We start from the raw sequence: 13243 nt of genomic DNA on the forward strand, positions 1-13243 counted from the left end.
CCCCGTGCAAGAAAACACCCAGAACCCGCCCATCCGCCTTATCCTCGTTGATGACGATGCATTCATTCGCGAAAGCCTCAACGTATTGATCGGCCTGGACCCTGCCATTAACGTGATCGGAACCGCCTCCAATGGTAAGGAAGCCATGGCGCTGCTTCAAGCGGGAAACGAGGCTGACGTCGTGCTGATGGACATTCGAATGCCGGAATGTGACGGCGTTGAAGGTACGCGGCTAATCAAACAGGCCTCCCCCTCAGTGAAAGTATTGATGCTAACCACATTCGACGATGACGAATACATCATCAAAGCATTGCAGCATGGGGCCAGCGGATATTTGCTCAAAAACGTGCCGCCTGACCGTATTATCGAAGGCATCAAAACCGTGCATCGCGGTGACATGCTCATTCACCCGGATATCGCCCGCAAACTGGCGGGACTCCTGCGTCCAGCGGCTTCCCCTCCGGCGCATGAGAAGGTCGAATCCTTCGGTCTCACGCGTATGGAACAGGCCGTGGCGGAAGCCATTTCCGAGGGACTTTCCAACAAGGAGATCGCGGCCAAGCTGTTCCTGAGCGAGGGTACGGTCAAAAATTACGTTACCGACATTCTCGGCAAGTTGAACTTGCGAGACCGTACGCAAATCGCCATCTTTATGCTCAAAACATGAGAAGGTATCGTTCCGGCTCCAATTAAAAAAGGTATTCCACACCTGACCCTCAGGAGCGGAATACCCTTTTTTCTTTCAACGCCTATCCCGTTCAAACATCAACGCAGCGCTTCTTGAATCGCAGCGCAAGCATCACATTTCGGCCGACTTTTGCTCCCCTGCAGGGACTGCAGGCGGTGCCTCAAGCGCCAGCGGCGCACGGGCCTCGCGCAGGTCCTTCCGCCGGGCAAACAGCTTAAGGGTCGCCAAATGAACGAGATTGGCCGGACGCATTCGAATGGCCCACGTCTCTTCATTGTTGGGTGCGAAGATCACGCCGAGCTGATGATGCTCCCCTTCATAAATGGCCCGCTGCAGAAACTTGCTCTCTCCCTGCCGATTACGTACCTCCAGTTTGCAAAAAGCCGGGTTCATGCGCAGCGAGCGATGCAGCTCCTCCGGGGAATGCACCAAAACGCCATTGGCCTTGTAAACCGTCTCGCCGACTTCAATACCCAGCTCTTCTGCAGGGCTGTCCGGAATGACGCCCAGCACCTTCAAACCGTGTTCGGGATGAACGAATGCAGGACTGCTCATGTTTTCCTCATACCCGCTGTACCAGACCAGAAATTCATGTCCAGCAAAGGCCGCAAGGGCGGCTACCAAGACAAGCGGCGACCACCATGCCGCCAGGACAGCCAGAACCAGCAATCCTGCCCCGTAATACATCAAACGTTTGGAAGAAAGCCGGGCCTTCTGTTCAGGGAGCATGCTCTGCGTGACTTCGCTAAAGCCGATCAGCACCGGCAGCGCCATCAGCGCATAAGCGCCTCCCCCGTACAGCAATGGCGACCATGCAAGCTCAGCGCCGCTTCCCCCAACCGGAACCAAAATAAGAAGGGGGATCGGCCACAGATGGTGAAGCTGATAACCTCCCACCAATTTCCCTCGTTTGCCTTCGAACAGCAGCGGGGAAGACAACGCCACGCCTTGCATGCGCACGAGCATCGCCTCGCCCAAATGCAGCAGGGCGGCAAGCACCAGCAGGGCAGGCATGTCCAATGCCCGCAGCGTATCCATGGCACTGCCCAGCCAGCCTGAAGGCTGCCAGCCCGGCGCCAGATTCAACCCGAATTGCAGCACGCCCAGCAAACCTGCCGCGTACGCGATGCACAAATACCGTACCCGGAACAACGCCAGAAATAACGCTGCCCCCCAGAGCCAAACGAGACTGCCCCATGTGAAATGCGAACCGATGAACAAAGACAATAAGGACACGATGATACCAATCATGAATCCACCCAATACGGATCGGATCGTCTGGATCATTGAACTTTGCAAGCGGACGTGAAACAATTTGCGTTCCTGCAGCAATTGGCGTTGATACATGAGCGCAACCAAAATGATTCCTATGTAATAAAACGGCTGAACGATCATTTGCAGCATTGCTTCTCCGATCGCAGCCAGCCATGGCCAAGCCCATTCCATGATGAATGATCACTCCTCTCTTGCATCCCGTTGGAAAAACAGCCCTGCGCATTCAAAGAAAGACAGGCAACACGCTCTGGCAGATGTTTAGCGGCGTTCATCGAAACCTTCGTTTTCGCTGAAGGGCCGTATAATGGAGGCGGAGACATCCCAGAAAAAAAGAAGGCTGAAATCAGCCTTCTTTATGGCTTCGACACGGCAGTCGAAATCTCCTTCGAGATATTTTCAAGCGCGCGTTTCAGCTGTGCATCATATTGAGGATTCGCAATGCGCTCGATCAAAGCTGCCTCGAGCGATTCAGCAGTCGCCTGATCAATCTGTCCGGTTGCCTGAATGCCTTTCTGCTTCTGGAACGCCTTGACCGCTTCCTCGGTCTTCTGGTCGTAGTAACCGTCCACGCGATCCGGTTTGAAGTCAAGTCCTCTCAACATCGTCTGTGCACTCTTCACATCCGTGCTGTTGCTGTCGAATTTCAAAGGCAATTTTTCTTTGTTGATCGGCGCCACCGAGAAGTAGTCCGGCTGGTTAACCGCAATATCCGGCTTGATGCCTTTCTCGTGAATCCAGTCGCCGTTCGGCGTCAGCCATTTCGCTATGGTGATTTTCAGCAGGCTTCCATCGCCCATCTGTTTGTCATAACTCGTCTGAACCGTACCTTTACCGAAGGAATTTTCGCCGACGAGCGTTGCGCCTGCGGATTGTTTCAATGCACCGGCCAAAATTTCCGACGCGCTCGCGCTTCCTTTGTTCATGAGAACCGTAATCGGATACGGCTTTACTTTGGATGGACCGTTAGACTTGCTTTGTTCGCGCTTGCCGTTTTTGTCCTCGACCTGCACGATGACCTTGCCTTTTGGAACAAACTGCTCGGCAATGTCGATCACGACTTGCAGTACGCCGCCCGGGTCATTGCGCACGTCGATGATCAAGCCTTTCATGTTCTGCTTCTCCAGCTTCGCGAGCTCTTCCTTGAAGCGTTCGCCCGTATTCATCGAGAATTGCGTAATCGAGATAACCCCGACGCCGTTGTCCTCCATGTGGGCATAAACGGTCTCCATGTCGATGTCATCGCGCACGATCGTGAATTCGATGGCCTCCGTCGAACCGGCGCGTTTCACCTGGATCTTGGCTTCGCTGCCTTTTGGCCCTCTGATTTTGTTAACGGCTTTGTTCAGTTCCAACCCTTGCAGGGATTCACCGTTAACGGAGAGGATAATGTCTTTGGCGCGAATGCCCGCTTTTTCGGCCGGCGAACCTTTGATCGGGGACACGACGACAACGTTGCCGTCTTGCGAAGATACTTCGGCCCCGATGCCCGTAAACGAGCCTTCGATGGACTCTTCAAACTGGGCCGCCGTTTCCTGGGCCATGTAGTTGGAGTACGGGTCGCCGAGAGATTCCATCATGCCGTTGATCGCCCCGTCGATCAGTTTGGTTCGATCCACGTCTTTATAATAGTTGTTCGAGATCAAATCCATCGCGGTTTGAATCTTCTTCAAATCGTTCTTCTGCTGCGTGCTGCCCGTTACGCTCGCCAGCAAGCCTTCACCTGGGGTGGTTCTGGCCGCAATGCCGGGATACGTCATCAACACCATGGTTAACAGGCTTCCCCCGAGGAGGCCCAGAATAACCAGCAGCAGCGCCGATCTTTTCTTCATCATCCGTTTGCCACCGCCTTTGTTTTCGAAGGAGTCTCTCTCACAGCCGGCTCCTTCTGCATATTGCTTCCCTGAACATGCCAGCTTAGTATATGTCTAGCTTGTACGGATTATGATCTTTCCATTCCCGGGCAGATGCCGTCTCTACAAGTAGTTCATCGGATTGACAGGGTTATCGTTGTCCCGTACCTCAAAATGAAGGTGAGGACCGGTCGAGTTGCCGGTATTGCCCGATTCCGCGATTTTGTCTCCGCGGGATACGTTGTCACCTTTGCTCACGCTGATGCTGTTCAAGTGGCCGTACAGCGTCCACAAGCCGCCGCCATGGTCCACGATGACCGTGTTTCCGTATCCGTTCATCCATTCGGCCACGATGACGATGCCGTCGGATGCGGCATGTACGCTCGTACCGATCGGCACGGCGAAGTCAACGCCGTTGTGCATCTTGCCCACTTCGCCCGTAATCGGATGCGTGCGGCGTCCAAACGGCGAGGAGACATATCCTCCGGAGACGGGTTTGGAGAAGATGCCGCTGCCGGAACTGTACGAGGAACCTCCGTCTGAACTTACCTTGGTCGTTGTCTTCGCAGAGGCTGCGGCTGCAGCTTTGGCTTTCGCCTTGGCTGCTGCCAAGGCCTTTGCTTTGGCCGCGGCTGCGGCTTGTTGTTCGCGCAGCTTGTTTTTCTCCTGCAACAATGCGGAACGTTTGCTGGCGATTTGCAGCAGCATGGTCTCCTGCTCCTGCGTTGCCTCTTCCGACTCTTCAATTTTAGCATCATAAGAGGCGAGAAGCACCTGCTTCTCCTTCTCTTTCTGGTCCAGCTGCGCTTTGCGCTGCTTTTTCTGTGCGTACAGGCTCTTGGCTTCAGCATACTGCTTGTCCAAATCCGCCTTTTTTTCCACGACAAGCTGTTTGTCTTTTTTGTGCTCATCGAGCAGATGTTGATCTTGGTCCACAATCGTTTTCAGAGAATCCGCACGCGTCAGGAAATCCGAAAAACTCGTGGAGGACAGCAGAACGTCCAGATACGAAACGGCACCGTCCGTGTACATCAGGCGCACCCGCGACTCGAGCAATTTTTGGCGGGAAACGATGCGCTCTTCTGCAGCCTTAAGCTCCTTTTTCGTGGTTCGGAGATCTTCTTCCGTATTTTCGATCTCCAGGGTAACGTTCGTCAGTTCGTCGCTGACCACGTTGATCTGCTCCATGACGATCTTCAGGTATGCATTGGTTTTGTTTTTGTAGTGTTGGGCCTTCTGCTTGTTGGCAGCGGCTTTTTGCTGCTCTTTTTTGGCGGCAGCCGCTTTGCTCTCCAACTGCTGAATCTGCTTGTCAATATCGCTGATGCTTTGCGCATATCCGTCAGAAGCTTGAAAGGTCAAACCGGCCAATAACGATAAGGCCAGCAGCGAAGCTGTTTTTTTCAAAATGGTGATCCCCCATCCTATGAATTCACGAGAAAGCAACCTGCACAGGTGGTGAACAGCATGTTCCTGCTTTCTTCATCTAAAAGACTCCGTCAATGTACATATCGTCAAACAGGGTCCGTTAGTGAACCTGCTTTGCCATTCGATTTCGACAAAATTCGCAATTTCCAATCATTCGCGCCGTCCGCAGCTTACACTTGAAGCGACTTGCGGATGGACAACGTGCTTCCCAAAATACCTACGAGCACACCCAAAACCACAAGCAATGTACCCATAAGGAACCAAATATCCCCGAGCGGGATCAAATTGAGCATCTGCATGAACATATCCTGGGAAATGGTCGCCATCAGGCGGCTGTACCCAAAGAATAGCACCGCTACCGTAACGACCGAGCCGATCAGACCGATCAATGCCCCTTCAATGAAGAAAGGCCAGCGGATGAACGTGTTCGTGGCACCGACCAGCTTCATGATGCCAATCTCCCGGCGACGGGCCAGAATCGTTACGCGAATCGTATTCGAGATCAGGAACATGGACATCAGACCCAGCCCGCCGACAAAAATAAAGCCGATGTTGCGCACAAGCTTCGTAAACTTAAAGAGGACTTCTACCGTTTCTTTGCCGTAGTTCACTTTCATGATCGGTTTTTCCGGATGCTTCTCATTGAGGGCTTCGATTTTTTGCGCCACAAAAGTGACGGTTTCCGGTTCGATGACCTCGACTTCGATCGTCTCCGGCAGCGGATTGTTGTCCACGTCAAAACCGTCAAGCACGTTGTCTGCGCTATCGCCGAGCCGTTCGCGGAATTCCTTCAGCCCTTCCTCCTTCGAAACGAAGCGGATTTCCTTCACTTCAGGCATGGCGCTGATCTCCTGCTCCAGCGTATTGCGCATCTGCTCGTCCACGTTGAGCTCAAGGAAGGTGCTGATCTGCACCTGGCTGTCCACTTGATTCGCCATGGAATTCACGTTGAGCACCAGCAGCATGAACACGCCCAAAATAAGCAGCGAGACAATAATCGACATGATTGAGGCCACCGACATCCAGCCATTACGGAATACGTTTTTGAACCCCTCCCGCAAATGGCGCACGAGAGTGCTAAAATTCATAACCGTACTCCCCTCTCATCTGGTCGCGCACGATTTGACCGCGCTCAATGGCGATAACCCGTTTGCGCATCGTGTTGACGATATCCTTGTTGTGGGTCGCCATCACGATCGTCGTTCCCCGGAAATTGATCTCGTCCAGCAGCTGCATGATGCCCCACGACGTCTCCGGATCAAGGTTGCCCGTAGGCTCGTCCGCGATAATGACGGACGGATTGTTCACGATGGCTCGCGCAATCGCGATGCGCTGCTGTTCCCCGCCCGACAGTTGGGAAGGCTCGCGATTCGCTTTTCCTTTCAAACCGACGAGGTCGAGCACTTCCAGTACCCGTTTCTTGATATGGCGCTTTGGCGCCTCGATGACTTCCATCGCAAAGGCTACGTTCTCATACGCGGTCATTTTCGGCAGCAGCCGGAAATCCTGAAAAATAACGCCGATATTGCGGCGTACGTAAGGGATTTTGCGCGGCTTCAGCTTGCCGATATTAAATCCGTTGATGGAGATCTGTCCTTTGGTCGGAATTTCTTCCCGGTACATCAATTTCATAAATGTCGATTTACCCGCCCCGGACGGCCCGACAATATAAACGAATTCGTTGCGGTCGATCTTCACCGACACCCCTTGTAATGCGTGGGTACCATTGGGATAGGTCTTCCACACGTCCTGCATTTCAATCACATCATCACTTCCTGCTCGCATAGTTAGCCATTATACTTTCGACATCATACCGTCATTTCCTTTAAAAAAGACTGAATTTCATCAGCAATCCCGCATTCTCCCTTTTTCGAGCCCGAAGAATGGCTGCACATGAAATTTATTGTAACAAATTTGTTACCTTTTGAGTACCCGAAAGTTTTCCAACCTTGGATCATATAGATAAAGCATGTTGCAAATGACGGAACAACAGAAGCCAAAAGGAGCGTACGCTGATGAAAAAAATACATTTGACGGTCATTGCCCTCTTTTCGTTACTCCTTCTCGGTTCCGCTTCTTACGGTGTGCTCTATATGTACGTGAACCAGCCTAACCTCCCCAAAGAAGTCGTCGTTGGCGGTTGGTCCGTGGGGGGACAGCCCCGTAAAAGTGTTTTGAGCACGCTGGACGAGCGATTGCAACAGCTATCGGACTGGCCCGTCTCGCTTGAAGTGGTCGAACCGGAACCCCAAACACTGCAATTCACGGCATCCGAAACGGGAGCCCGCTATGGAGCAGACGCATTCCGGTCCGCCGTTAAGGCGTTGGAGGAAGGGGATGTATGGGAACGTGCCTATGCGCGCTATCATTTCGCCGAGACGTGGTCGCTGGACATGTCGTATGATGCAGGCATCCTCAAGAAGAGGTTGAATCCGGAATGGGAAAAAGAGACCTTCAGATCGCCCGCGAACGCCGTCCGCCGCATCACCGCAGGCGACAAAGTACAATACATCCCCGGGAAAGGCGCCCGCCGGATCGCCTGGGATGAGCTGGTAAGCCTGATGGCAGCCAAGCTCCCTCATGATTTTACCGGAATAGACTCCGCCAAGGAACGCAAACCCGTGTCGGTTCGGCTCCCTCTGTACACCCAGCAACCCGAGGTGACCGTGCATTCGCTGCAGCAGGAAGGCATCGAACGGAAAATCGTCCAGTTCTCCACAAGCTTGGGAAACAGCAGCAACGGACGGATACATAACGTCAGCTCGGCGGCCCAGGCGGTAGACGGCATGATTCTGCCTCCGGGGGGCATGTTCGATTATGAAAAGGTCATTCGCAAGGCCGAAAAAGAATACGGCTTCCGTGAAGCTCCGGTGATCGTGAACGGCCGCTTGACGCCAGGCATCGGTGGCGGCATCTGCCAAGTATCGAGCACCGTATACAATGCCGCCCTTTTGACGGGACTGGACATCGTCGAGCGCCGCAATCATTCCCTGCCGGTCAAGTATTTGCCGAAAGGACTTGATGCCACTTTTGCCTCGGGGGCGATCAATTTCCGTTTCAAAAACAATACCGGGAAGTCTCTGCTGATCCATGCCAAGGTTCAGGGCGGGTACCTCACCGTCAAATTTTTCGGCACATTCCCCGAGAATGTCACCTATGAGCTGGAATCCCGGACGGTCGAAACGCTCGGCGTTCCGGTGAAATACGTCTCAAGCAACGTGCTGCCCGAAGGCGTAGAGCAGGTTCTCCAAAACGGCCAACCGGGATATATCGTAGAAACCGTTCGCATCAAAAAAGTCGACGGCAAAGTCGTGGAAACCCAAACGATCTCGCGAGACACGTACAAAGCGCAAAACCGCCTGATTGCCCGCTCGGGCCACAGCAGCCTGCCCGATCTGCAGGAACCGTCCGTCGTGGAGGATGGGGTCAGCAGCAGCCGCCCCTGAGGGAAAGTTTGGAGATGATGGTCCCGAGGCCAGGGCGAACAGGTCATGCAGGGTCAATCTCGGGTGAGTTCGATGTAGGCATGCGAAGGCGCAGAAGGTTTATGCATCTATCGACATAATTTGCTGAAGAGCATGACGCGGTATTTGCAACAGAAGCTTCCATAGATTGCACTTGTGTATTCATGTGCCCGATGTGATAAAAGGAGCGCAACCTTATACGAACGGTGAGGTTCGGATGGTTGCGCTCCTTTATCATGTTCCAGGTGTGCTCGGGGCCGGTAGGCTGGTTCACTGCGACTTGGGGCTAATCGCGAGTACGCTTACGAACTTCACACGCGTTATATGTAGGCTTTTGCACACTCAAAAATTGTAACGAACCCAGGACACGCTATTCATAGGAAAATGCGCTGTTTAGGCGCAATCCCCTTGAAATAACGTGCGTCAGGTTCATTACAATTTTCCACATGCTGATTTTCACGGAATAAGGTGCCTCAGATTCGTTACAGCTCGTTCGCTCCACATCAAAAGGACCGCCCCTGTCATATTTATGACTGGACGGTCCCTCGATGATGTTAGTGATGCGGATAATTAACATTTCATTGTGTATGTTTGCGTTCGTTTGCTGCATGTACGATTCTGTTTTGATGGATCACGCCAAGCATGGATTGGATGCTCCTCCACAACGCTTGCCTGCTGCCGATGCTTCGAACGAGTCGTTCATTGCAATAGCAAGTTTGCGTGATGGAATATGCTCAGCAAACATGAACCAAACTTCCCACTTAGTGGCCTGCGGTGTACTCTCCCTGCTCCTCGCCCACAACCATTTTGTCCTTGCCCATAAAAAACGCGGCGATCAAGGCCAACGCGGCCGGAATGATGGCCCAGGCAAACAGCTGTACGATGGAAGAGGAGAGCGCATGCGTAATAGCCTCCAGCACTTGGGGCGGGATCGCCTGCCTAAGCTCCGGCGAGAGCAGCGCATGCGGGTCGGCCAGGTCCACGCCCTGCGGTATGCCGCCTGCGGCTGCTCCGCTGCCCGCCGCGCCGCCACCAAGAGCCTCGCTCATTTTTTGCGTGAAAACTTGCCCCTGCACGATTCCGAAAATGGTGATGCCCATCGTCATGCCCAAGGATCGCAGAAAATTCAGCGTTGAACTCGCGGCACCGCGCTGGCGCGGCTCGAACGCGTTCATGGCCGCATTGCTGAGCACCGAGAAGGAACCGCCCACGCCGAGACCAATCAACACCATGAAAATCCGGATCGTCCACAAGGAAGAGTTCTCATCCAATGTCGTCAGCAGACCAAGTCCAACCACGAGCAGTGCAAGCGTAGGAATCATGATGCTGCGATACCGGACTTTGGTCATCAACACACCGCCCATCGAGGCCGTGACGACGGAACCCAGCATCATCGGCAGCAGTACGAGCCCCGAATTCGTGGCTTTTCCGCCGAGCACACCCTGAATGAAAATCGGAATGTACACCGAAGCGGTAATGAATGCCGCCCCGCTGAACATCGCCATGACATTGCTGGACCAGTACACCCGGGTGCGGAACATGGCAAACGAAATGATCGGTTCCTTCGCTTTGCTCTCCGCGTACAGGAACAGCAGGGTCAACGCGGCGAATCCGGCAAACAAGCCGAGAATCTGCGCCGAATCCCATGCATACGCCTTGCCGCCAAGCTCGAGCGCAAAGATCAGGCACACGACCGCGCCGATCAGCGTCGCCGCCCCCAGCCAGTCGATCTGCTGGGATTGATGCTGATGCGACTCCTTATAGAAAAACGCGATAAACACAAACGCGATCAGACCGAGCGGCAAATTAATGTAAAATACCCATTCCCATGCCGCGTATTGCGTAATGTACGCCCCGAGCAGCGGACCGAATACGCTGGAAAGCCCGAATACCGCGCCGAACAAACCGCCGAGCTTGCCTCTTGCTTCCGGCGCAACCACGTCAAACATAATCGTGAACGCAATCGGCACCAAAGCGCCTGCCCCGATCCCTTGAACGGCCCGGTACATCGTCAGTTCAACGATCGACGTTGCCGTGCCGCACAAGGCAGATCCCAGCATAAATACCAATATGCCGAACACGAAAAATTTCTTGCGTCCGTACATGTCGGACAATTTGCCGAAAATCGGCATGCCTGCCATCTCGGCGACCATGTAGGCGGAGGTGACCCATACGAATTTGTCCAGTCCCCCTAGTTTGCCGACGATGTCTCCCATCGCCGTAGCTACGATGGTATTGTCCATCGAAGCCATCAGGATGCTGAGCAGCAGCCCTGCCAGCACCAATCCAATATTGTTTTTCCGTACAGCCATCGTAATCCAATCTCTCCATTCCGCGATCTATTCAATTTTCGACTGGACTAGTATAGCCGAAATGCTTCCGGGGTTAATCAGTCCCGAGACCGATTGCGCTGCTCCCTAACCTCCGCTTGAGGATTGACCTGCAGCGATTCCGTATATTCCACCAAACCGATTCGGCATCCCGGGCCGATGACGATCCGATGGCCTCTGACGACGTCAACCTCAGCATCCTCCAATTCAATAACGTCTCCTTCAATCGCGTCCGCCTTCAGCGTCGCCACGGCATGCTGCCCGAGCAGCCCTTGAATCAGCCTTCCACGGCCCCGCCCGATCTCAATTCGGGAACCGCCGATCTCATGGACCCTGGATGAACCTTTCAATTGAATGCTCAGCTGTTCGGCGCTCAGCATGCCTCCTACCTCAATGCGCCCGGTCAGCCGAATCCGCTCTGCCTGGCAGTTTCCGGCCACATGCAGCTCGCCTAACACTTTTACCTCTTCCGCCTTAAGATCATATTGGCTTTCTCGACCGGAAGCGGTTGTTTCGTTCCCCGGAGCCTGGGCCCTGCCTCCATCCTCTGCAGCCACCAAAGCGAGGGTTCCCGTCACTTTGATTTCGGTCGCATCAAGCGAACCCTTCACCACCGATGTCCCGGTGCACTTGAATTGGCGACAGCGCGTAGCACCATTAAACGTGGAGTCACCCACGACTTTGACTTTGCGGTATTCACCGCCTGCCCAGCTGCTCTCCCCGGTAATGCTGATGTCCCCAGGCTGCGCCGATGAACCTTTAGCTTGACGATCCATATACGATTCCACCTTCCTCTCTCCTCACATCGCTTCTCTTATATACGTTTGCTGCTGCCTACAACGGCATCCCCATCGACATCCAACATGTTCGAATATTCGACCAGCCGGATTTTGCATCCTCGTCCAATATGGACTTTGCCGCCTCGCACGATATCCGCTTCCGTATTCTCAAGCACGACTTCGTCTCCCTCGATCAGATCGGCCTTGAAAGATGGTTTGCCGCCCAGACCGATGCTTTTCCAGAACCCGCCTTGTTCCCTGCTGCGGATATCGATGGTTTCACCCCCAACTTCCTTGGCCGAAGAGGCCGTATGAAGCCTGATCTCCACAGACCCTGCGTTCAGCAAACCACTGATTTTGATGTTGCCCTGCACATGGAGCGATTCGCACTGCACATCGCCATCAACGCTGACCATGCCGCCAATGTCGATACGCTCCCCATCCACTCTTCCGTGCACGCTGCATTTTCCGTTGACATCCAATTCAGGACTTTTCAAATCGCCGTGAATGGTCGCCAGCCCGTCAATGCGAGCGCGCTCACAGCGGAGAGGGCCGTTCATCGTACACACGCCGTTGATCGTGGCGCTCTCTGCATCTACCCCACCCTCAAGGCGCAATGTTCCATTGACGTCCATGGAGGTGCAATCCAGGTCTCCGTTGATTTTGGCCACCCCATCGATCCGCACGCGATGGAACTGTCCCCCTGCCGCCTTGCTCACACCAGATACATTCAGATCATTGCGCAAATCCCGTTCTTCCATGTGCAATCTCTCCCTATCCCAATTTGAGTTTCAATTCTTCCATGAACGTGCCGAGCGGCAATCGCAGGACGACCTTTACCCCGTCGTCAAAGTAAATCTCCGCTCCCGCGCCGGCCAGCATGAATGCAGGCACGCCCATTTTGCGCAATAACAGCAGCTCGCACGGCTTGCCGGCAAACCGATAATAATGCTCCGCCATGACACCAATGAGCAGAGCTCCCTCCTGCCGAGTAATGTCCCCGCCCATAAGCAGCTTCTCCAGAACGTAAAGCATCATGATCTGCTCAAGTGCATACTGCGGCTGCTCGCGTCCAGCTTCCTTCAATAAACCAAGCGAAAGCTCCGTAACAATGTTTCGGTCTATCAGCTGTTTTGCTGACATCTGTACTTCCCCAAGGGTAGGCGAGAACACATCGGCCAATTCGTCCAGGGACAAGCCGTCTTTCATATTCAAAATTTTATCGATGCGCTGCAGTATTTGCTGTCTTGGGAAAAACGTCTCCTGCCCGGTAAAAGAAGACTTTCGGATAAACCATTCCTCGGGAATGAGGTTTTTCCGTTTCCAGCGGTACAACTGGCCGTAGGATATGCCCGTCAGGTCCAGCAATTCTTTTTTGGAGATCAAATCATCCGTCATTTTCGAACCTCCCTTTCGTCGAAACCATCGT

General features: G+C 53.7%; 11 protein-coding genes. 2 read left to right on the forward strand and 9 right to left on the reverse strand.

Translation table 11 applies throughout. The features are described 5' to 3' along the window. Positions 1-4: 4 nt before the first annotated feature. The gene (locus tag RSX24_RS23320) at positions 5-667 is read left to right on the forward strand and encodes a response regulator (protein WP_236420886.1); all 663 of its coding nucleotides are present in this window, start codon (positions 5-7) and stop codon (positions 665-667) included. Between the two features lie 132 nt (positions 668-799). Here the strand turns inward: RSX24_RS23320 and RSX24_RS23325 are convergent, their stop codons facing one another. From RSX24_RS23325 to ftsE, 5 genes are all read right to left on the reverse strand, one after another. Next, positions 800-2134 carry a PDZ domain-containing protein gene (locus RSX24_RS23325; RefSeq protein ID WP_343261931.1) on the reverse strand — a complete coding sequence of 445 codons (1335 nt, stop codon included), beginning with the start codon at positions 2132-2134 and terminating at the stop codon, positions 800-802. 182 nt (positions 2135-2316) lie between these two features. After that, the gene (locus tag RSX24_RS23330; protein ID WP_339274870.1) at positions 2317-3795 is read right to left on the reverse strand and encodes a S41 family peptidase; all 1479 of its coding nucleotides are present in this window, start codon (positions 3793-3795) and stop codon (positions 2317-2319) included. 141 nt (positions 3796-3936) lie between these two features. Beyond that, positions 3937-5220, reverse strand: a complete 1284-nt coding sequence (locus RSX24_RS23335) for a murein hydrolase activator EnvC family protein (protein ID WP_343261932.1) — start codon at positions 5218-5220, stop codon at positions 3937-3939. 191 nt (positions 5221-5411) lie between these two features. Continuing rightward, entirely contained in the window at positions 5412-6329 is a 918-nt protein-coding gene (ftsX, locus tag RSX24_RS23340) for a permease-like cell division protein FtsX (protein ID WP_236420890.1), read from the reverse strand. Further along, positions 6319-7005, reverse strand: a complete 687-nt coding sequence (gene ftsE / locus RSX24_RS23345) for a cell division ATP-binding protein FtsE (protein WP_236420891.1) — start codon at positions 7003-7005, stop codon at positions 6319-6321. Before ftsE ends, ftsX begins: the two co-directional genes overlap by 11 nt. 251 nt (positions 7006-7256) lie before the next feature. On the opposite strand from ftsE, the gene RSX24_RS23350 reads away from it, so the two are divergent. Beyond that, positions 7257-8687, forward strand: a complete 1431-nt coding sequence (locus tag RSX24_RS23350; protein WP_343261933.1) for a VanW family protein — start codon at positions 7257-7259, stop codon at positions 8685-8687. A gap of 779 nt (positions 8688-9466) precedes the next feature. On the opposite strand, the gene RSX24_RS23355 is transcribed toward RSX24_RS23350, so the two are convergent. The 4 genes from RSX24_RS23355 to RSX24_RS23370 all read right to left on the reverse strand — a co-directional run bounded on the left by RSX24_RS23355 (position 9467) and on the right by RSX24_RS23370 (position 13212). After that, complete coding sequence (locus RSX24_RS23355; RefSeq protein WP_343261934.1) at positions 9467-11017, reverse strand: MDR family MFS transporter; 1551 nt, start codon at positions 11015-11017, stop codon at positions 9467-9469. 77 nt (positions 11018-11094) lie between these two features. Continuing rightward, the gene (locus RSX24_RS23360; RefSeq protein ID WP_343261935.1) at positions 11095-11823 is read right to left on the reverse strand and encodes a hypothetical protein; all 729 of its coding nucleotides are present in this window, start codon (positions 11821-11823) and stop codon (positions 11095-11097) included. 26 nt (positions 11824-11849) lie between these two features. After that, on the reverse strand, positions 11850-12575 hold the full coding sequence (locus RSX24_RS23365; protein WP_236420895.1) for a polymer-forming cytoskeletal protein: 726 nt from the start codon (positions 12573-12575) through the stop codon (positions 11850-11852). A gap of 13 nt (positions 12576-12588) precedes the next feature. Next, entirely contained in the window at positions 12589-13212 is a 624-nt protein-coding gene (locus RSX24_RS23370; RefSeq protein ID WP_236420896.1) for a YhbD family protein, read from the reverse strand. Between the last annotated feature and the right edge of the window lie 31 nt (positions 13213-13243).

Source organism: Paenibacillus hubeiensis, from assembly GCF_032334105.1.
GTDB classification, from domain to species: Bacteria; Bacillota; Bacilli; order Paenibacillales; family Paenibacillaceae; genus Paenibacillus; species Paenibacillus hubeiensis.